Genomic DNA, 18,611 nt, shown 5'->3' with positions numbered 1-18,611 from the left:
CGGCGCGGGTGCGGGGGGTGTCAGGCGCCGAGGGCTAGGCCGAGGGCCAGGCCGATGGCGTAGAGGAGTTCGGTTTGTCCGGTTCCTTTGAGTACTGGGATCAGGGCGGGGCCTACGGCGTCGCTGAGGACGACTCGGATCGACTTGATCGCTAGGGGTGCGGCGATGAAGGCGAGGAGGGTCCATGGGGTGGCGATGACGGAGACGGCCGCGAGGACGAAGGCGAGGATCACCAGGGCGGCGTACAGCTTGCGGGACCGCGGAGCGCCGAGGACTACGGCGAGGGTGCGCTTGCCGGTGACGGAGTCGGTCGGGATGTCGCGGAGGTTGTTGGCCACCAGGAGGGCGCAGGCGATGGAGCCGACCGAGATGGCGCCGGCGACGGCGGGCCAGGTGATGGTTTCGGCCTGCGCGTACGTCGTGCCCAGGACGGCGACCAGGCCGAAGAAGAGGAAGACGCTGACTTCGCCGAGGGCGCGATAGCCGTACGGGCGCTTGCCGCCGGTGTAGAACCACGCGCCCAGCAGGGACGCGGCGCCGGCGACCAGCAGCCACCAGGAGGTGGTGGCGCACAGGACGATGCCGAGGACGGCCCCGATGCCGAAGCAGGTGAAGGCCGCGGCCTTCACCTGGCCGGGAGGGGCGACCTTGGAGCCGACGAGGCGGAGCGGGCCGACGCGGTTCTCGTCGGTTCCGCGGATGCCGTCGCTGTAGTCGTTGGCGTAGTTGACGCCGATCTGCAGCGCCAGCGCGACGCCGAGGGCCAGCAGCGCTTTCCACCAGACGAAGCCGTCCAGGTACGCGGCCGCGCCGGTTCCGACGAGGACAGGGGAGATCGCGGCGGGCAAGGTGCGGGGGCGGGCGCCTTCGATCCACTGGGCAGGTGTGGCCATGACCGTCGATTCTGTCAGCCGGGAGGCCGAGTGCCGGAAGTGGGCCGGTCGGTGGATCGTCGAGCCGTGGGCCGGCGTCGAAGCGGCGGGCCGTACGCTCGGGGTTGTTATGGCTAGGTTGCGGCTGGTTTCGGGGACGCCGGATGCGGTGTTGGCGGCGCTCACCGGCGTGTTGGACGGCAGCGGTACGCCGTTCGCGCCGGTGCCGGAGGATGCGGTCGGGGCTGCGCGGGTCGAGCAGGCGGCTGTACCGGGTGAGCCGGTCGACGACGGGTGCGCTGTGGTGCTGACCACATCCGGGTCGTCCGGCGAGCCGAAAGGGGTGCTCCTGTCGCGGGAGGCGCTGATCGCGTCCGCCGTGGCTACACACGAGCGCCTGGGCGGGCCAGCGCAGTGGCTGCTCCCGATGAAGCCGTACTTCGTGGGTGGGTTGCAGATCCTCACGAGGTCGCTGATCGCGGGTACGACGCCGGTGATCCTGGGGGAGAGTTTCACCGGGAGCGCTGCCGCGATGACCGGCGCCCGGCGGTACACGGCGATGGTGCCGACGCAGCTGGCGCGGTACCTGGCGACGGATCTGGCGGCGCTGCGGTCGTTCGACGCGATCATCATCGGTGGGGCGTCGACGCCGGAGTCGTTGAAGGCGAAGGCGGCGGAGGCGGGTGTGACCGCGATCCCGTCGTACGGGATGACCGAGACCGGGAGCGGCTGTGTGTACGCCGGAAAGCCGCTGGACGGTACGTCGATCGCGCTCGACGACGATCAGCGGATCCTGATCAAGGGGAGCACGCTGTTCTCCGGGTACCGGTTGCGGCCGGAGTTGACGGCCGAGGTGCTCAAGGACGGGTGGTTCCGGACGCAGGACCGCGGCGAACTCGTGGACGGGCTGCTGCGGGTGGTCGGCCGGGTCGACGATGTAGTGATCTCCGGCGGGGTGAACGTGACGCTGACGACCGTGCAGGCGCGCCTGCTCGAGCATCCACAGGTGAAAGACGCCGTGGTCCTGGGCGTTCCGGACGCAGAGTGGGGGACCCGAGTGGTCGCGTTCGTGGTCGGGGAACCGGCTGGGATCGAGCGGGATGCGTTGCGGGACTGGGTGAGTGGGACCTTGCCTCGTACCTGGGCTCCGCAGGACGTGATCAGCCTGGAGGCTCTGCCGATGCTTGCCTCGGGCAAGGTTGATCGGCAGGGGTTGCTGGAGGGCGTGCGGTGATCACGTACTCGATCGGGTTGAAGAACAAGTTTCGCGGCATCACCGTTCGCGAGGGCATGCTGTTCGAAGGTCCGGCCGGGTGGGCGGAGTGGAGCCCGTTCCTGGACTACGACGACGCGACCTGTGTCTCCTGGTTGCGCGCGGCCCACGAGGCCGCGGAGCGAGGCTGGCCGGCGCCGGTGCGCGACCGCGTCCCCGTCAACTGCACCGTGCCCGCGATCGGTCCGGAGAAGGCCGCGGAGATCGTCAGAGCCAGTGGCTGCGGTACGGCGAAGGTGAAGGTGGCCGAGCCGGGACAGACGCTGGCCGACGACATCGCACGTGTAGAGGCAGTCCGGGACGCGATCGGCGCCGGGCAGGTCCGGATCGACGCGAACGGCGCGTGGTCCGTCGACCAGGCCGTGCGCAGCCTCAAGGAGCTGCAGCGCTTCGACCTCGAGTACGTCGAGCAGCCGGCCAGGACGGTGGAGGAGTTGGCGCAGGTACGGCGACGCACCGCCGTACCCGTGGCCGCGGACGAGTCGATCCGGCGGGCCGAGGATCCGCTGCTGGTGAAGAAGCTCGACGCCGCGGACATCGCCGTACTGAAGGTACAGCCCATCGGCGGCGTTCGCGCGTGCCTGGACATCGCCGAGCAGATCGGACTGCCCGTGGTGGTGTCGTCGGCCTTGGAGACGTCGGTGGGGATTGCCGCGGGCGTCGCGTTGGCAGCCGCGCTTCCTGAGCTTCCGTACGCATGCGGTCTGGCGACGGTGTCGATGTTCACCAGCGAAGTAGTTGCAGAGCCACTAGTTGCAGTCGACGGCTTTCTGCCGGTCAAGCGCGTCGTGCCCGATGCACAACGACTGGAAGCGGCCCGAGCCGACACCGAGCGGACCGCGGTGTGGGAAGAACGCCTGACCCGAGTGAGGAGTGCGGGATGAACCCGTCCACGGCCTTTGCGACTGTGGTGGTCGATGAGCTGATCCGCAACGGCGTGCGCGAAGCGGTGGTCTCGCCAGGCTCGCGGAGCGCGCCACTGGCCCTGGCCTTCGCGGAGGCCGACCGCGCCGGGCGACTGAGGCTCCACGTGCGCATCGACGAACGTACGGCGGGGTTCCTCGCCATCGGCCTGATGCGCGGCACCGGACTGCCCGTGCCAGTGGTCACCACGTCCGGCACGGCGGTGGCAAACCTGCACCCCGCCGTCCTGGAGGCATCGCACAGTGGGCTCCCGCTGATCGTGCTGAGCGCGGACCGGCCGCCGGCCCTCAGAGGGAGCGGTGCGAACCAGACGACCGACCAGATCAAGGTGTTCGGCTCTGCGGTCCGCCTGTTCCACGAGATGGGTACGCCGGTCCGTGAGATCGGCCAGGTGGCGTACTGGCGGTCGCAGGTCGCCCGGGCAGTCGCCAACGCGACAGGTGCCCGCTCCGCTGATCCAGGACCGGTGCAGCTCAACTGCCCACTCAGTGAGCCCCTGGTGCCCACAGACGGACCAGAGTGGCCGGAAGCGTTGAGTGGGCGCAGCACCGGGCCGTGGACTGCCGTGCACGCGGCGAGCGGTCACCCGGCGGCAGTGTCTCCGGGGCCTAGAACCGTAGTGGTTGCGGGTGACGGCGCTTCGCAGGCGGCGCGACTCGTTGCCGAGGCTGGGCGGTGGCCGTTGTTCGCGGAGCCGTCGAGTCGGGCGCGCACCGGGCCGGCGGTGATCGCGGCGTACCGGTTGTTGCTGCAGGCAAGCCCGCTCGCCGATCAGATCGAGCGGGTGCTGGTCTACGGGCATCCGACGTTGTCGCGGCCGATCTCGAAGCTGCTGGCGCGGCCGGACGTCGAGGTCGTCGTGGTGTCACCGACCGGGCTGTGGCCGGACCCGGCGCGCCGCGCCAAGTCCGTGGTGACCGCGTTGGAGGTCACCGCACCGGACACGACCGACTGGCTGACCAGGTGGCAGCATGCTGACCAGGCGGCGCGTCCGGAGATCGACAAGGTGCTGGCGGACGGCCTGAGCGGACCGCGCGTGGCGGCGCTGGTCGGCGAGGCCGTCGGCGCCGACGGCATGCTCGTGGTCGCGTCGTCGAACCCGGTCCGCGACCTCGACCTCGCCCCGGTCGTCCCGATCCGCACCATCGCGAACCGCGGTCTGGCCGGCATCGACGGCACGATCTCGACCGCCGTCGGCGCCGCGCTGGCGAACGCGGGGCCGACGTACGCGCTGATCGGCGACCTCGCCTTCCTGCACGACAGCAACGGGCTCGTCATCGGCCCGGACGAAGCCCGGCCCGACCTGCGGATCGTGGTCGTCAACGACAACGGCGGCGGGATCTTCTCCACGCTGGAGCAGGGCGACCCGACCCATGCGTCGCACTTCGAGCGAGTCTTCGGCACGCCGCACAACGTGGACCTCGGCGCACTGTGTGCCGCCACGCAGACGCCGTACACGCGGGTCGGGACGGTCGACGAGTTGCGTTCGGCGCTGGCGCCGACGGTCGCCGGCCTGGACGTCGTCGAGGTGAGGATCTCGCGCGGCAACCACCGCCCGCTGGGTGAGGCCATGGTGGCAGCGCTCAAGCGGCTGTAACCGGGACCTTCGAAGGCTTCCGGGCCGGGTGCAGCGTGCGGAGGTGGTTGAGCAGCGGCAAAGCCGCCGCGATCACCAGCGCCGTCGTCGTCAGGATCGGGATCGTCGCACCGCGCAGTGACGAGTTCAGCGGTGCGGCGATGGTGAGGATCAGGCTGACCGCGGTGATGATCGTCGTCAGCTTCCGGCCGGGCCGCACCACCGCCAGGAACGGCAGGCACCACAGGAAGTACCAGTCGTGTGCGCTCGGACCGAGCACCACCACCGCGAGGAGTGCGACACCAACGGCCCGCGCCGCGTAGTGGATCGACGACCGGAGACTCAGCCACGCGATCAGACCGAGCGCGGCGACCATTCCGAGCAGTCGGACGATCTGAAGGGCCTGCGCGGCCGCAGTGTCCTCACCCAGCCAGCCGAGGACGCCAGAAGCCGCCATACCGATCAGGTTGGCGACAGAGAACGGCGAACGGACCAGTCCGGGGACATCCAGCGCTCCAAGCCAGCCGGAGCCCACACCGGTCAGTGCGCCGATGGTGACCAGCGTCAGTACCGACACGGCCCCCGCAATGACCAGACTGGCGAACCGGAGCAGCCGTCCGGCGAGTGGACTCATCACTGCCGCGATGGCTATCACCACAAGCCCACCTGGCAGCTTCACCGCTGCTGCAGCGCCTGCCACGACAGCCGCCGTACCCCAACGACCAGTCAGCGCCAGCGCGAACGCACTGCAGGCGAGGCCCAGCATCAGTACGTCGTTATGGGCTGCACCGATGCCGTGGGTGATCAGCATCGGGTTCAGCACAACCAGCCAGGTGGCAAAAGCCGGGTCGACCCGACATGCGGTTGCCAAGCGCGGTACAGCCCACGCGATGAGCACTATGCCCAGTACAGCGAGGAGGCGGTGCGCCAGCATGAGCACGTACGGGTCCATGGTGAGGTGGGCGACCAGACCGCCGTACGCGAGCGGCAGGGGACCGTACGGCGCCGGCGTCTGCATCCACATCGGGTCGACTGCCTCGACGATGTGGCCGGACAGTACGCCGGGTCCCACGTCGTACGGGTTGTACCCCTTCGCGACGAGTGCGCCTTGGGCCGCGTAGCTCCAGGCGTCCCGGCTGAACAGCGGCGGAGCCAGCAGCAGCGGTGCGCTCCAGTACGCCGTCATGCGGAGCAGCTGGAACCGTTCGCCGGCCATGACTCGACGGCCCACGGTCAGCCAGGCCCAGGCCATCAGCCCGAGCCCGGCGACCATGAACGTCAGTCCGACCATCCGGCCGAGCAGTGTGTGCCGCAGGTCGCCCGTCACCGGCAGCGCGGCGACCCAGGAGGACGCCGGCACCACCGACGTCACCAGACTCGCCACAGCGACTATGACGGAGCCGACGACCCCACGGACCATCGGCGAACGCATGGCCGCACCGTAGCCCGGCCATGCGACGCACCGATGAACACTAAGCGGACTCCTTGCGGAACGTACGCGCACCGACAGCCAGACCGATCACGGTCAGCAGCACGACCCAGAACAGGCCCCAGAGCGACGCGGAGCTGCCGATGTCGCCGCGGAACAACGCCCGGACGCCGTTCACGACGTGCTTCAGCGGGCTGATGTCGGACAGGCGCTGCAGCCAGGTCGGACCGATCTGCATCGGCAGCAGGATGCCGGACAGCAGCAGCAACGGCATGGCGATGCCGTTGAGCAGCGGCGCCAGTGCGTCCTCGCTCTTGGTGATGAGCGCGACGGAGTACGACAGCGAAGCGAAGGTCGCGCCGAGCAGGGCGACGATCACCAAAGACAGCAGCACGCCGCCCCACGGGGCGCGCAGGCCGAGTGGGAGCGCCGCGAGCAGCAGCAGGATGGACTGAACCAGCAGTACGACGACATCGCGCAGTACCCGGCCTGCCATCAAGGCGATGCGGGACGCCGGGGTGACGCGGTCGGCCTCGATCACGCCGGCCCGGTACTCCGCGATCAGGCCGAAGCCGACGAACATCGCGCCGAACATGCCGAGCTGGACGATCAGACCGGGGATGAACACCTGGTAGGCGTTCGTGGTCGCGCCCTGGCTGATCTGGGCGGTGATCGGCTTCAGCAGCGGGCCGAACAGGAACAGGTACATCAGCGGCTGGCTGAGCATCAGGATCGACCACATCGGATTCCGCAGCGACAACCGCATCGCCCGGTGGAACACGATCCACGTCTCACGCAGGACGGTCATGCGGCAGCCTCTTCCTTCTTCTCCTCGGGCGCGCCTTCGTCGCGCAGCGAGCGGCCGGTCATGGTCAGGAACACGTCGTCGAGGGTCGGCCGGTGTACTTCGACACCGTGCAACTCGATGCCCTGGGCATCGATCGAGCGGAGCAGGCCCGGCAGCACCGAGCCGCCGCGCTGGATCCGGAAACCGACCACGTCGACGTCGGTCTCGACCTCCACCGCGCCGTCGAGCTCCTGGACGATCTTCATCACCTCCGGCGCCCGGGTGTTGTCCGCGAGGCTCAGGCGGACCGCGTCACCGGAGACCTGCTGCTTGAGGTTGTCCGGGGTGCCGGAGGCAACGATCTTGCCGTGGTCGATGACCAGGATCCGGTCGCAGAGCGCGTCCGCCTCGTCCAGGTAGTGCGTGGTGAGGAAGATCGTCGCGCCGCGGTCGCGGAGCCCGCGGATGTGCTCCCACAGGTTCGCGCGGGCCTGCGGGTCGAGGCCGGTCGTCGGCTCGTCCAGGAAGATCAGCTTCGGGTCGTGGATCAGGCCCATCACGATGTCCAGCCGCCGCCGCTGGCCGCCGGACAGCGTCTTGCACTGGCGGCGCCACAGGCCGGGGAGGTCGAGCTCCTCGAACAGCCGCCGGCCGTCCGCGGCAGCCTTCGCCTTCGGTACGCCGTACAGGCGGGCGTGGTCGACGACCTCGTCGCCGGCGACCGCCTCGGGGAGCGTGGATCCGCTCTGCGGCACGTACCCGATACCGCGGCGTACGCCGACCGGGTCCTTGGCGAGGTCACAGCCGGCCACGGTCGCGGTCCCGCTGGTCGGCTGGATCAGGGTCGCCAGCATCCGCATCGTCGTGGTCTTGCCGGCCCCGTTCGGGCCGAGAAAGCCGACGATCTCCCCGTCGGCCACATCGAGGTCAACACCTTGCACAGCCTGGACGGGTCCACGTTTGGTCTTGAAGGTCCGCACCAAGCCACGAGCTTCGATCATCATGCGAGACAGTGTGACTAATCAACTTTGACTAGTCAATGTTGATTAGTGGGTGGATCGGGGATCTCGCCCCAGTGGGTGATCATGCCGGGGTAGGGCTCCCAGTCGCCGGGTTCGTCGGCGAAGGCGTAGTCGCCGGACTTGATGCGGTCGTGGAACTGGCGGGTCCACTCCAGCTCGCCGCGGTCGCGCGCGGTGGTGATCCGGAACATCTCGACCACGTGGTTCGGCGTACCGGGGTCCTCGCGGATCTGGCGTTCGGAGTACGGGCCGGACTTCAGCCAGGCCTCCAGTTGGGAGATGCGGGCCTCCAGCGCGTCCAGCACCTCGTCGCGGCGCAGCGACCACATGAAGCTGAGGGCCGCCTGCATCTTGTCGGGGTGGAAGCCGTCGACCGTCCACAGCATGCCGCGGAGCAGGGAGAAGTACTCCGTCTCGCCGTCGACGGTGAGTTTGTACGACGTACGCCCGGGTCGGTGCGCGCCGTCCTGCTCCAGCTCCTGGAGATAGCCGTGCTTGGCCAGCGTCCGCAGCCCGGTGTAGATCGAGCCGGGGTTGATGTTCGCCCACGCCTGCACGTTCCACGTCATCAGCTCGCGCCGCAGCTGGTACCCGTAGGCCGGCTGGAAGATCCGCACGACCCCGAGCAGCAACAACCGCGTGGTGGACATGTTCGCAGTGTAAATCCGGACGACCCGCAACGGTCCCCAGGCGTACGCTCCGGGCATGGATGTCCGGGTGACGAGCGATCCGCAGGCGTTCGAGCAGGCCGTGTTCCCTTTCCTGCAACAGGATCCGGTGCTGCACACGATCATCATGAGCAATGTCCACGAGCGCGCGAACGGTACGGCGCCTGCCGAGCCCGAGCCGTCGTACTTCGTCTCCGTGCACGACCCGGACGTGATCGGCGTCGCGATGCGTACGCCGGGCCGCGGCGTGTACCTCGGTGCACTGCCCGAGGATCTCGCCGAGCTGATCGCCGATGCGTACGCCGACGTACTGCCGGAGCTCCCCGGTGTGGCGGGCGATCGGCCGGCCGCCCGCCGGTTCGCGGAGCGCTGGGTCGAGCGCCGCGGCGGGGGCCTGACCGAGATGCGGGGCACCCGGTTGCACAAGCTGATCGACCTCACGCCGCTCGAGGCGGAAGGCTCCGCCCGCCTGATGAGGGCCGACGAGGTCGAGCTGGTCGCGGCCTGGGGCAAGGACGGGTTCGCCGAGGAGCTGGCGACCGGCCATCGTGAGTGGGCCGAGCGCCGGATCGACGACGGGACGATGTGGATGTGGGAGGTCGGCGGCGAGGCGGTGAGTATGGCCGGCTACCACCTCCCGATCTTCGGCGTCTGCCGGGTCGGTCCGGTCTACACGCCGCCGGGCAAGCGTCGCCACGGGTATGCCGGCGCGCTCACCAGCCAGGTCTCCGCCACGATCCTTGCCGATGGCAACCAGGCCTGCCTGTACACGGACCTGGCGAATCCGACGTCCAACAAGATCTACTACCAGGCCGGCTACCGCCCGGTGGCCGATTTCGTCGATGTGGAGTTCAGTGCATGATCGTCCGTACCACCGCTGACCCGGCCGCGTTCCGGGAGCTCGTCTTCCCTTTCCTGCAACGCGATCCGGTACGCAACTCGACGATCCTGACCAACATCGCCGACCGGGTCAGCGGCATCATGAACGATCCGGAGCCGCCCGTCTTCGTCTCGGTGCACGACGGCGACGCCGGTGACGACGCCGGCGACGCCGGCGAAGTGGTTGGTGTGGTGATGTGCACCGCGTTGCGCGGCATCAACCTCGCCGATCTCCCGGTCGAGCTCGTGCCGGTGGTGGTCGACGTACTGGCCGAGGCGTCCCCGCGGGCGATCGGCGCGGTCGGGCCGGAGGAGTCGGCCCGGTTGTTCGCCGAGCAGTACGCCGTACGCACCGGGCGGACCTTCCGTGAGACGGAGCGGGCCCGGCTGCATCAGCTCGGCGAGTTGGTCGAGCAGAAGGCGGACGGGACGCCCCGGAGGGCGACGGTGGCGGATCTGGAGGTCGTCGCGCCGATGTTCGGGGGCTTCCGCGCCGAGTCCGGTCATGCGGGCGAGGGTGCGGCGGCCGATCGGCGCTGGATCGAGCAGCGGATCCTGCGGGATCGCGTGTGGGTGTGGGAGGACGGCGGCCGTGTCGTCAGCCTGGTCGGCCACCAGGAGCCGGTGTTCGGCGCGGCCCGGATCGGTCCGGTGTACACGCCCCCGGAGTACCGCGGCCGGGGCTATGCAAGCGCGCTGACGGCGGAGGTGAGTCGGCGGTTGCGCGATGCCGGGGATGAGGTGTGTTTGTTCACCGACCTCGCGAATCCGACGTCGAACCGGATCTATGCGGCCATCGGGTTCCGGGGTGTGCGGGATCTTGTGGGTTATGCGTTCGATTGATCCGGTGCGCTGACCGTCAGGGGTGTGGGCAGGTCGTGGCGGGAGGCGATGCCGAGCTTGGTGTAGATGTTGCCGAGGTGGTATTCGACGGTGCGGGGGCTGAGGAACAGCCGGCTGCCGATCTCGGGGTTGGAGAAACCGTCGCCGGCCAGGCGGGCGATCTGGCTTTCGCGGGCCGTTAGTTGGGTGGTTGTGGCGGGAGTGCGTTTGCGGGCGGTTTCGCCGGTGGCGAGGAGTTCCCGGCGGGCGCGTTCGGCGAAGGCTTCGGCTCCCATCTCGGTGAACAGGTCGTCGGCGGTGTGGAGATGTTCGCGGGCGTCGTTGCGGCGGCGCCGTCGCCGGAGCCATTCGCCGTACAGGAGGATGGCGCGGGCGAGTTCGGTGCGGACGCGGGTCCCGGCGAGTCGGTCGATCGCCTCACGGTAGAGGGTTTCGGCCGTCCGGTCGTCGCTGACCAGCGCGCGGGATCGGGCCTCGATCCCGAGGGCCCAGTCGGTGCCGCTCGCGCTGGTCATCGGGGTGATCCAGCCCAGCGTTTCCTTCGCCGCCTCGAGCCGCCCGCTGCGGACGGCCGCCTCGACGAACTCGGTCGCGGCCCAGCTCATCGCGCCCGGAGTCCGCGCCAGGGGAACGTTCACCTGGCCGAGTGCGCGGTGCGCGGCGGCCATCGCCTCGCGGTAGCAGCCGTGGCCGTTGTTCAGTACCGCCGTCGCCCGTTCGGCGACAACGACCCCGATGCCCTCGCCCCGGTGGGTCGCGTCCGGAATGGTGGTTTCGATCCGCGTGGACACCTCGGCGGTCGCACCGCGGAGCGCGGCAACGGCGAGTCCGGCGTACGGCGACGGGTTGCTGCCGGTCGCCTCGGTCACGGTCTGGATCTCGTCGACGAGTGCCCCCGCGGCGCCGAGTTCGCCGGTGAGCAGCAGCAGGTACGCGCGCATGCTGAGCGCGAGCGGAAGCTGACTCAAAGCGCCGGTCGTGCGGGCGAGCTCGAGGTACCGGGCGGAAAACCGGTCCCAGCACACGTCGTCCCACAAATGCAGAGCCGCCTCGCACGCCAGCCACGACCAGCGCAGCTCCTCCGGGGCGGACAGGTCGTCGCCGAACGAGGTCACGGCTCGCCGCAACAACGGCAGGCCGGCCGCGTAGCCCTCGGTGAAATTGGCGGCCAGGCCGGCCAGGAGGAGATCCGGTGAGGTGGGCTCGTGCGGTCGGGGCGTCGTACTGGCAGCTCGCGCCACGGCCAGGGTGTCGCCGTCCGGAGCGGCCAGTCGGCCCGCGAACATGGCAGCCGTCAGTGCGTCCAGGTAGGTCTCCCGGGACAGCGCGGTGTCGATCGGCTCGAGGCGCTTCGCGGCCTTGAGCAGCAGCGGCGCGGCGTCTCGGCCCCGGTTGGTAGCGAAGGTGACCTGCGCGCGCAGGAGGTCGACGCGAGCCCGTTGCAGTTCACTGAGCGGTCCCGCTTCGGCCATCACCAGCAGGTCCAGCGCGGCATCGAACGCTCCGGCCTGGCTCTTCGTCTGCGCCGCCGCCAGCGCCCGGGTGGCCCGCTGTGCCGGATCGATGGTCAGCCGCGCGGAGCGCTCGAGGAACGCGGCTGCCGCGGCCAGACCGCCGCGGGCCTGGGCGCGGCCGGCGGACTGTTCCAGTTCCGCGGCGATGGTGTCGTCGGGGCCGCTCGCCGCGTGGGCGAGATGCCAGGCCCGGCGGTCCGCGTCGCGCGCCGGATCGATGACCTCGGCCAGCGCACGGTGCGCCTCCCGGCGTTCCTGCGGCGTCGCCTCCCGCTGGATCGCCGAGCGCACCAGCGGATGCCGGAAGGTGATCCGCTCGTGGAACTGCACCAGGCCGGCGAACTCGGCCGGATCGACCGTGTCGACGGCGATGCCCAGTCGCTGCGCGGCACGGCGTACCAGGGCCGCGTCCCCGGCCGGCTCGACCGCGGCGATCAGGAGCAGCCGGCGGGTGTCGGACGGTAACGGTGCGAGGCGGCGCTGGAAGGTGCCCTCGATCCGATGGGTGAGTTGCTGTGCGTCGGGCAAGCCGAAGCCGCCGGCGAGTTCGGCGTAGCTGAGATCCTGCGGTAGTTCCAGAAGCGCCAGCGGGTTCCCGCGGGTCTCGGCCAGGATGCGGTCGCGGACCCGCTCGTCGATCGGTCCGGGGATCGCCGCGCTGAGCAGCTCTCGTGCGTGGTGTGGCGGGAGGCCGCCGAGGTCGAGCCGGGGTACGCCGGAGAACGGCCCGGCGTCGGCCGAGTCGCGGAGGGCGAAGACCAGGGCGACGGACTCGTGCATCAGCCGCCGGGCCACGAACGTGAGAGTTTGTGCGGAGGTGTCGTCGAGCCATTGCGCGTCGTCGACGACGCAGAGCAGTGGTTCGTCGGTCGCGGCGTCGGCCAGCAGGCTGAGGACGGCCAGGCCGACCAGGAAGCGATCCGGTGGCGGACCCGTTCGAAGGCCGAAGGCGGTGCCGAGCGCCTCACTCTGGGGGGACGGAATGTGGTCGAGCCGGTGCAAGAGCGTTGCGCACAGCTGGTGCAGGCCGGCGAACGCGAGCTCGGCTTCGGCCTGTACGCCGGCCGCCCGCATGACCCGGCACTTGGACGCCTCGCCGACCAGATACTCGAGCAACGCCGACTTGCCGATCCCCGCTTCCCCGCGGATCACCAGGGCCTGGCTCAGGCCGCTCCGGACGTGACCGAGGAGCTCGTCGAGCTGCCGGCGCTCGGCGATCCGATCAACCAGCCGGTCAACCAGCATGGTCTGAAAATAGACCGGTTCGACCCCCGGGACCATGACCCGGCCCGGTGATCGAACCCCGGGACTCCCGGATACGAAGGGCGAGACGACGCGGAAGGCTTTCGGACGACCAACCAGCAGCGGAGGTACGTCGCGCCATGACCACTGTCGAAGCAGCAGCGACCGAGGTACCGCTCCAGATCAACGGCCGGCAGCACGTCGTCGTACTCGAGCCGCGCGTCAGTCTGCTCGACGCGTTGCGTGAGCATCTCGATCTGACCGGTAGCAAGAAGGGATGCGACCAGGGGACGTGCGGGTCGTGCACGGTGTGGATCGACGGCCGCCGGGTGCTCGCCTGCCTGACGCTGGCGGCCGCCGCATCGGGGCACGAGATCGTCACGATCGAAGGGCTGGCCGACGGCGACCAGTTGCATCCGATGCAGCGAGCGTTCATCGAGTACGACGCGTTCCAGTGCGGTTACTGCACGTCCGGCCAGATCATGTCCGCGGTCAAGCTGATCGAAGAGGGCAATGCCGGCACCGACGAGGACATCGGCGAGTTCATGAGCGGCAACATCTGCCGGTGTGCGGCCTATCCGAACATCCGGGCAGCCATCCGGCACGTCCGCGACGCAGCGGGAGGACGGTCATGAGGCCCCTGACCTACAGCCGGGCCGCGGATGTGCAGGACGCGATCGCGCTGGCGACAGCGAATCCGGCGAGCGCATTCCTCGCGGGCGGGACCACCGAGGTGGACCTGATCCGGGCCGGCATCTCCGGATCCGAGCATCTCGTCGACATCAACGAGCTGCCGCTGCGCGGTGTCGAGGACCAGCCGGATGGCGGCCTGCACATCGGCGCCTTGGCGCGCATGAGCGATGTCGCGCGTACGCCGAGTGTCGTCGAGCGATACCCGGCGATCTCCCGGGCCTTGCTGCTGGGCGCCTCGGAGCAACTGCGCAACATGGCGTCGATGGGAGGCAACCTCCGCCAGCGCACCCGCTGTGCCTACCTGCGCGACGGCGTCTCGCCCTGCAACAAGCGCGAGCCGGGGTCCGGCTGCGCGGCGCTCGACGGGCTGAACCGCGGCCACGCGATCCTCGGCACCAGCGAGCACTGCATCGCCACGCATCCGTCCGACGTCGCCGTGGCGCTGGTGGCGTTCGACGCCGTCATCCGCACGGTCGGGCCGGCCGGTGAGCGCGAGATCCCGTTCGACGACTTCTTCCTGCTCCCGGGCGACACACCGCACCTCGAGCATCCGATCGCCCCGGGCGAGCTGATCGTCGGGATCGACGTACCCGGCGCGCCGATCGCCCGCGGCTCGATCTATCTCAAGTTCCGCGACCGGCAGTCGTACGAGTTCGCCCTGGTATCGGTCGCCGCCGCGATCGAGGTCGAGGGCAACCTGGTCACGGGCGTGCGGATCGCCATGGGCGGTATCGGTACCAAGCCCTGGCGGGCGCGCCGGGCCGAGGCCGCACTCGTCGGAAGTCCGGCGAACGAGACGTCGTTCCGGCACGCCGCCGCGGCCGAGCTGGCCGAAGCCGACGTACGGGAGCACAACGCGTTCAAGGTCGAGCTGGCCCAGCGGGCGATGGTGCGGGGCCTCGTCCACAGCTTGAACAGGAGCCAGTCATGAGTGCCGTCGGTACGCCGGTCACGCGCGTGGACGGCCCGGCCAAGGTCACCGGCGCGGCGAAGTACTCCGCCGAGATCAGTCTGCCCGGGATGACCTACCTGGCCGTCGTCGGAGCCACCATCGCCAGCGGGCGGGTGACGGCGGTCGACGCCGGGGCGGCGCGGGCCGCTGAGGGCGTGCTCGCCGTACTCACCCCGGAAGATCTGCCGAAGATCGCGGCCGAGCCCCATCTGTTGCCGTCCCTGGTCGGCGGCCCGGCTCCGGGCGAGAGCTTCTTCCCGATGCAGGACGACATCGTCCGGTACGCCGGACAGCCGGTCGCGCTGGTGATCGCGGAGGAGTACGAACAGGCGCACCACGCGGCGTCGTTGGTGCGGATCTCGTACCAACCGGCGAAGGCGGTCACCACGATCGACGAAGGCCGCGATCAGGCGTACGAAGCGCAGCGGCTCTTCGGCGGCCTGATGCCGGCGCGCAGCGAGCGCGGCGATGTCGAGGCCGGCCTGGCCGCCGCGGACGTGCGGATCGAGGTCGCGTACAAGATGGCGGCCAACCACCACAATCCGATCGAGGCACCCTCGACGGTGGCGACCTGGGACGGCGGCAACCTGACGCTGTACGAGTCGACCCAGGGGATCCGCGCCACCCAGCAGACCGTGGCCCTTCTACTCGGTCTGCCGATCGCCCGCGTCCGGGTCATCACCCGGTTCGTGGGCGGTGGGTTCGGTGCCAAGGCGATGGTGTGGCCGAACGTGACGCTGACTGCGATGGCCGCCCGGCACCTCGGCCGGCCGGTGAAGCTGATGCTCACCCGGCCGCAGATGTTCACGTCCAACGGGCATCGCGAGGAGCAGGAGCAGCGGATCACGCTCGGTGCCGCGCGGGACGGGCGGCTGACCGCGATCCGGCACGAGAAGCTGTCGATCACTTCGCCGTTCGACGACTGGGCCGAGCCGGCCACCGGTGTCTCGTCGCAGCTCTACGGCTGCCCGAACTACCTCGGCATCCACCGGCTGATCAAGGGCAACACGATGACGCCCACGTTCACCCGCGGCCCGGGTGAGTCGCTCGGCGTGTTCACTCTTGAGACGGCGATGGACGAGCTCGCCTACCAGCTGGAGATCGACCCCGTCGAGCTGCGGCTGCGCAGTCACACGCCGGTCGACCCGTTCGGCAATCCCTGGTCCAGCGACGGCCTGGTGGAGTGTCTCCGCCTCGGCGCCGAGCGGTTCGGGTGGTCCGAACGGAACCCCGCTCCACGGACGTCCCACGACGGCGAGTGGCTGATCGGCACCGGGGTGGCGTCGGCGGCGTACCCGATCGCGTTCTTCATGCCGCCGCAACGGGCACGGGCCCGGATCTTCGCCGACGGCAGCGCGATCGTGCAGACCTCGACGCAGGAGTTCGGCACCGGCGTACTCACGATGGCCACCCAGGTCGGTGCCGACGCACTCGGCGTCGCGCTGCGCGACATGGAGTTCCAGGCCGGCGACAGCGACCTGCCGAACAGTACGGCGGCCGTCGGCTCGGCCGGTGCCGGCATGGTCAGCTCCGCGGTCCACGCGGCCGGTACGGCGCTACGCGAGCAGCTGATCGCCTTGGCCGTCGGCGATGAGAAGTCGGCCCTGCACGGAGCCGGACCGGGTTCTGTGAATGTGGCGGACGGACACCTGACGTCGGCCGAACGTCCGGGGGCGGTCGACACGTACCGCGAGCTGCTGTCGCGCAATCACCTGTCCGACGCCGAGGCGCTCGGGACGTGGAGGCCGCCACCCTTGGACACGCCGCACGGGCTGCTCACGTTCGGCGCGCAGTTCGCCGAGGTCGCTGTCGATCCCGAGCTCGGCCTGGTCCGCGTACGCCGGCTGAACGGCGCGTTCGCGCCCGGGCGAGTGCTCAACCCGCTGCTGGCCCACAGCCAGCTGATGGGCGGCATGTTGTGGGGGATGAGTCAGGCGCTCCTCGAGGGCAACCACATGGATCCTCGGTACGGCCGCTGGGCCGAGACGAACCTGGCGGAGTACCTCGTCCCGGTCAACGCCGACGCCCCAGACGTGCACGTGGACTTCGTCGATGTGAACGACGAACTGGTCGGCCCGCTCGGTGCCAAGGGTGTGGGCGAGATCGGTCAGGTCGGTGTGGCGGCCGCCATCGCGAACGCGGTCTTCCATGCGACCGGCCGACGGGTCCGCAGTCTGCCGATGGCGCCGGAGCTCGTGATGGATCCGGCAGCCGGCGGGCAATGAGCGAGACCGGGCCGGCGGGCTCCGCGCTGCCCACCGGCCAATCCTGGTTGCCGGAACGACCGCCGATCTCGCAACCACGCAGCATGGGCTCGCGGTCGTCCCAGCAGCCCGCACTCGGGCTGCTCGGCCTGCTGCTCGTCGTCCCGATCGCCGTGCTGCTGGCAATAGGTGCTGGAGGCAACGGTTCGGCGCGCGTCCTCGGACCGCTCGTCACCTTCTCCCTGCCGCTCGTCGTGATGATCGCCTTCTGGTGGGAGGACTGGCCGGGCACCCGGCTGCGCAGTAGCTGGGCCGGCTGGGCCGACACCGCGCTGATCGTTGCGGGCGCGATCGTCCTGACCGCGGTCGGTCAGACCCTGGCCGGTCGTCTGGATCCCGTGGCTCTCTTCGACGCCTCACCCGGTCCGGGCCACGTACCGACGTTTCCCGCGACCATGCCACTGGCCGGCCTGGCGTTCGTCCTCATGCTCGAGATCACGCTTGTCGGTGAGGGGTGGCCGCTGCGGCGCCTCCCGCCGCTGGTCGGCGGTCCGATCGCGCTCGGGATCTCCTGGGCCGTCGCGATCGCCGGCTACCTGACCGTCGTACGGGTGGAGTCGCCGGCTGGTTCGGATGTGATTGCGCGGGACGGGCCGGTGCCAGGCGCCGTACTCGGCGCGGTGCTGGTCCTGATCGGCGCCTGGCAGGTGCTCTGTTACGTCGTCTGGCGCGGGTGGCCGTTCGCGACTGTCGCGAGTCGGGCGGTCCGCCTCACGATCGCCCACGTGACGGTGATCGGCGGCGGGATCGTCAGCTACCTCGTACTGCGTGAACTGCTGGAGCTGGCTCCTTCGCGCATCGCCGAACTCAGTGGCTGCTTCATCGCCGCCGGCCTGTTGTTCGGCATGCTGTTCGAGGGCTGGCTCAGCAACCGCACGGCCCTGTTGGTGGTCACGCTCACGCTGACGGCCGTACTAGCGGTGGCCTTGCAGGCGACCGCCGGCGCGATGCATCTGACGCACAGCGCCGCGGACGACTGGGTCGGCCACGCAACCCTCAACGCCCTCGCGGTCTCCACCATCCTGCACGTGGCGATCGGGCGCCGCTGGCCCTTTCAGTTGATCTCGGTGGACTCGCCCGGGGCCAGGCCGACGTAGGGGCGGTCGTCGGTGTCGAGGAAGCGGGAGAACATGCTCTGGCCGATCGGGCTGAGCAGGGCGTCGTGGATGCCGACGGTCTGCTGGGACTTGATCGACCGGGCGTAGTCGACGGCCGGCGGGAGCGCGAACCAGGGGCCGGAGATCGGCACCAGGTTGGTGTGTACGGCGCGGTCGGGCTGGGTGAACGAGTCGCCCGGGTGGTACACGGCGTCGTCGACCAGGAAGCCGATGTTCTCGCACGGCACACCCCACTCGGGCAGGATCACCGCGTGGTCCTTGCCGTAGGCACTGACCGAGAAGCCCGCGGCCTCGAACGACTGCCCACCCTCGACCACGTGCACCCGCTCGCCCAACGCAGTCAGCTGCGCGGCGACGCCGGCGTTCGTGTAGACGGGTACGTCGAGCGCCGCGACCCGGTCGACGTCCAGGTGGTCCTGATGCTCATGCGTGACGAGGATGGCGTCGGCCCGCTCGAACGCCGCATCCTCACTGAACGATCCCGGATCGATCAGCAGAACCTTCCCGTCCCGCTCCAACCGGACACAAGCGTGTGCGAACTTGGTGAGCTTCAAC

16 protein-coding genes are annotated in these 18,611 nt (G+C 69.9%); 9 read left to right on the top strand and 7 right to left on the bottom strand.

The features are described 5' to 3' along the window. Positions 1-20: 20 nt before the first annotated feature. Positions 21-893: a 1,4-dihydroxy-2-naphthoate polyprenyltransferase gene (locus ACIA58_RS02380; protein WP_396401789.1), complete on the bottom strand. Its 873-nt coding sequence runs from the start codon at positions 891-893 to the stop codon at positions 21-23. On the opposite strand from ACIA58_RS02380, the gene ACIA58_RS02375 reads away from it, so the two are divergent. The 3 genes from ACIA58_RS02375 to menD are packed head-to-tail and all read left to right on the top strand — an operon-like array spanning position 892 to position 4,666. Continuing rightward, entirely contained in the window at positions 892-2,106 is a 1,215-nt protein-coding gene (locus tag ACIA58_RS02375) for an AMP-binding protein (RefSeq protein ID WP_396401788.1), read from the top strand. The genes ACIA58_RS02380 and ACIA58_RS02375 overlap by 2 nt on opposite strands. Further along, on the top strand, positions 2,103-3,029 hold the full coding sequence (locus tag ACIA58_RS02370) for an o-succinylbenzoate synthase (RefSeq protein WP_396401787.1): 927 nt from the start codon (positions 2,103-2,105) through the stop codon (positions 3,027-3,029). The genes ACIA58_RS02375 and ACIA58_RS02370 overlap by 4 nt, the downstream gene beginning before the upstream one ends. Next, positions 3,026-4,666, top strand: a complete 1,641-nt coding sequence (gene menD / locus ACIA58_RS02365) for a 2-succinyl-5-enolpyruvyl-6-hydroxy-3-cyclohexene-1-carboxylic-acid synthase (protein WP_396401786.1) — start codon at positions 3,026-3,028, stop codon at positions 4,664-4,666. The genes ACIA58_RS02370 and menD overlap by 4 nt, the downstream gene beginning before the upstream one ends. Here the strand turns inward: menD and mptB are convergent. From mptB to ACIA58_RS02345, 4 genes are read right to left on the bottom strand one after another with little or no spacing between them, the layout of a single operon-like run. Beyond that, positions 4,653-6,077, bottom strand: a complete 1,425-nt coding sequence (gene mptB, locus ACIA58_RS02360) for a polyprenol phosphomannose-dependent alpha 1,6 mannosyltransferase MptB (RefSeq protein ID WP_396401785.1) — start codon at positions 6,075-6,077, stop codon at positions 4,653-4,655. The genes menD and mptB overlap by 14 nt on opposite strands. A 40-nt stretch (positions 6,078-6,117) precedes the next feature. Then, positions 6,118-6,882, bottom strand: a complete 765-nt coding sequence (locus ACIA58_RS02355) for an ABC transporter permease (RefSeq protein ID WP_396401784.1) — start codon at positions 6,880-6,882, stop codon at positions 6,118-6,120. After that, on the bottom strand, positions 6,879-7,865 hold the full coding sequence (locus tag ACIA58_RS02350; RefSeq protein WP_396401783.1) for an ATP-binding cassette domain-containing protein: 987 nt from the start codon (positions 7,863-7,865) through the stop codon (positions 6,879-6,881). The genes ACIA58_RS02355 and ACIA58_RS02350 overlap by 4 nt, the downstream gene beginning before the upstream one ends. Before the next feature lie 32 nt (positions 7,866-7,897). Next, on the bottom strand, positions 7,898-8,533 hold the full coding sequence (locus ACIA58_RS02345; RefSeq protein WP_396401782.1) for a PadR family transcriptional regulator: 636 nt from the start codon (positions 8,531-8,533) through the stop codon (positions 7,898-7,900). A 55-nt stretch (positions 8,534-8,588) separates the two neighbouring features. Here ACIA58_RS02345 and ACIA58_RS02340 point away from each other — a divergent pair, with 55 nt between their 5' ends. Further along, positions 8,589-9,413 carry a GNAT family N-acetyltransferase gene (locus ACIA58_RS02340; RefSeq protein ID WP_396401781.1) on the top strand — a complete coding sequence of 275 codons (825 nt, stop codon included), beginning with the start codon at positions 8,589-8,591 and terminating at the stop codon, positions 9,411-9,413. After that, positions 9,410-10,273: a GNAT family N-acetyltransferase gene (locus ACIA58_RS02335; protein WP_396401780.1), complete on the top strand. Its 864-nt coding sequence runs from the start codon at positions 9,410-9,412 to the stop codon at positions 10,271-10,273. Before ACIA58_RS02340 ends, ACIA58_RS02335 begins: the two co-directional genes overlap by 4 nt. On the opposite strand, the gene ACIA58_RS02330 is transcribed toward ACIA58_RS02335, so the two are convergent. Then, on the bottom strand, positions 10,258-13,032 hold the full coding sequence (locus ACIA58_RS02330; protein ID WP_396401779.1) for an AAA family ATPase: 2,775 nt from the start codon (positions 13,030-13,032) through the stop codon (positions 10,258-10,260). The two genes, ACIA58_RS02335 and ACIA58_RS02330, sit on opposite strands and share 16 nt — an antisense overlap. Before the next feature lie 137 nt (positions 13,033-13,169). On the opposite strand from ACIA58_RS02330, the gene ACIA58_RS02325 reads away from it, so the two are divergent. From ACIA58_RS02325 to ACIA58_RS02310, 4 genes are read left to right on the top strand one after another with little or no spacing between them, the layout of a single operon-like run. Further along, positions 13,170-13,664: a (2Fe-2S)-binding protein gene (locus ACIA58_RS02325; RefSeq protein ID WP_396401778.1), complete on the top strand. Its 495-nt coding sequence runs from the start codon at positions 13,170-13,172 to the stop codon at positions 13,662-13,664. Continuing rightward, complete coding sequence (locus ACIA58_RS02320) at positions 13,661-14,653, top strand: FAD binding domain-containing protein (protein WP_396401777.1); 993 nt, start codon at positions 13,661-13,663, stop codon at positions 14,651-14,653. The genes ACIA58_RS02325 and ACIA58_RS02320 overlap by 4 nt, the downstream gene beginning before the upstream one ends. Further along, positions 14,650-16,899, top strand: coding sequence for a xanthine dehydrogenase family protein molybdopterin-binding subunit (locus ACIA58_RS02315; protein ID WP_396401776.1), 2,250 nt, complete (start codon positions 14,650-14,652; stop codon positions 16,897-16,899). The genes ACIA58_RS02320 and ACIA58_RS02315 overlap by 4 nt, the downstream gene beginning before the upstream one ends. Then, entirely contained in the window at positions 16,896-18,035 is a 1,140-nt protein-coding gene (locus ACIA58_RS02310; RefSeq protein ID WP_396401775.1) for a hypothetical protein, read from the top strand. The genes ACIA58_RS02315 and ACIA58_RS02310 overlap by 4 nt, the downstream gene beginning before the upstream one ends. On the opposite strand, the gene ACIA58_RS02305 is transcribed toward ACIA58_RS02310, so the two are convergent. Further along, a complete protein-coding gene (locus ACIA58_RS02305; protein ID WP_396401774.1) occupies positions 17,993-18,610 on the bottom strand; it encodes an MBL fold metallo-hydrolase in 618 nt (205 codons plus the stop codon). The genes ACIA58_RS02310 and ACIA58_RS02305 overlap by 43 nt on opposite strands. Between the last annotated feature and the right edge of the window lies 1 nt (position 18,611).

It is taken from the genome of Kribbella sp. NPDC051586 (assembly GCF_044453965.1).
GTDB lineage: Bacteria > Actinomycetota > Actinomycetes > Propionibacteriales > Kribbellaceae > Kribbella.
Note: the sequence above shows the minus strand (reverse complement) of the source record. Positions and strands in the feature narration are given on the sequence as shown.

Coding starts and splice junctions, on each gene's coding strand:
- ACIA58_RS02355 (WP_396401784.1), bottom strand. CDS start 6,882: ATGACCGTCCTGCGTGAGACGTGGATCGTGTTCCACCGGGCGATGCGG.
- ACIA58_RS02315 (WP_396401776.1), top strand. CDS start 14,650: ATGAGTGCCGTCGGTACGCCGGTCACGCGCGTGGACGGCCCGGCCAAG.
- ACIA58_RS02350 (WP_396401783.1), bottom strand. CDS start 7,865: ATGATGATCGAAGCTCGTGGCTTGGTGCGGACCTTCAAGACCAAACGT.
- ACIA58_RS02345 (WP_396401782.1), bottom strand. CDS start 8,533: ATGTCCACCACGCGGTTGTTGCTGCTCGGGGTCGTGCGGATCTTCCAG.
- ACIA58_RS02340 (WP_396401781.1), top strand. CDS start 8,589: ATGGATGTCCGGGTGACGAGCGATCCGCAGGCGTTCGAGCAGGCCGTG.
- ACIA58_RS02325 (WP_396401778.1), top strand. CDS start 13,170: ATGACCACTGTCGAAGCAGCAGCGACCGAGGTACCGCTCCAGATCAAC.
- ACIA58_RS02310 (WP_396401775.1), top strand. CDS start 16,896: ATGAGCGAGACCGGGCCGGCGGGCTCCGCGCTGCCCACCGGCCAATCC.
- ACIA58_RS02380 (WP_396401789.1), bottom strand. CDS start 893: ATGGCCACACCTGCCCAGTGGATCGAAGGCGCCCGCCCCCGCACCTTG.
- mptB (WP_396401785.1), bottom strand. CDS start 6,077: ATGCGTTCGCCGATGGTCCGTGGGGTCGTCGGCTCCGTCATAGTCGCT.
- ACIA58_RS02330 (WP_396401779.1), bottom strand. CDS start 13,032: ATGCTGGTTGACCGGCTGGTTGATCGGATCGCCGAGCGCCGGCAGCTC.
- ACIA58_RS02375 (WP_396401788.1), top strand. CDS start 892: ATGACCGTCGATTCTGTCAGCCGGGAGGCCGAGTGCCGGAAGTGGGCC.
- ACIA58_RS02320 (WP_396401777.1), top strand. CDS start 13,661: ATGAGGCCCCTGACCTACAGCCGGGCCGCGGATGTGCAGGACGCGATC.
- menD (WP_396401786.1), top strand. CDS start 3,026: ATGAACCCGTCCACGGCCTTTGCGACTGTGGTGGTCGATGAGCTGATC.
- ACIA58_RS02335 (WP_396401780.1), top strand. CDS start 9,410: ATGATCGTCCGTACCACCGCTGACCCGGCCGCGTTCCGGGAGCTCGTC.